This window comes from Cyanobium sp. NIVA-CYA 375 (genome assembly GCF_056108345.1).
Genome location: NZ_JBSYHW010000433.1, coordinates 1 through 525 on the forward strand (window position 1 = coordinate 1; position 525 = coordinate 525).

The following is a 525-nucleotide window of genomic DNA, read 5'->3' on the forward strand; positions in this document are numbered from 1 at the left end:
GTCGGAGGCATCCTTGCCGGTGTCGCGGTTGAACCCGAGCCGCCGCGCGAGCAGGTCGAACGAGGTAATCAGGAAGCTGGAGCGGGCATAGTCCTGGTCGTACTTCGCCTCCAGCGCGGCGAGCCGCTGGGCCTGCTGCGGGGCAAGGTAGTCGGCGGCGACAGTATCCTTGGGCAGCTTGGTGATCTTGCCCCCGGCGAAGATGATCCGGAACACGTCACCGGGGGATACCTTGGGCTTGAGGCCGAGGATCACCCGGTCGGCACCGGCGGTGGCTTCCTCCAGCCGGTCAGTGAACCACGGGGTTGCCTTGGGCACGGCACGCAGTTCCCCCACCAGCACGATCGCGCCCTGTGCCGTATCGATCGTCCACATCGGCGCGCCCGAGCGCTGCGCGGTGACGATGATTTCGTTCGCCGAGGCGTTGTCCTGCGCGATGGCAGGGCACGCCAGCGCGCCTGCGCAGACGGCAACAATGGCTGTTATGCGGGTCACGGCACCAGCACCGTATCGCGCGCAACCTCG

1 protein-coding gene is annotated in these 525 nt (G+C 67.4%); it reads right to left on the reverse strand.

The genetic code is table 11. From position 1 onward, the window contains the following. The coding region (locus tag AC01FP_RS18985) for a TraB/GumN family protein (protein WP_474482519.1) at positions 1 to 495 on the reverse strand (495 nt) is incomplete at its 3' end. Between the last annotated feature and the right edge of the window lie 30 nt (positions 496 to 525).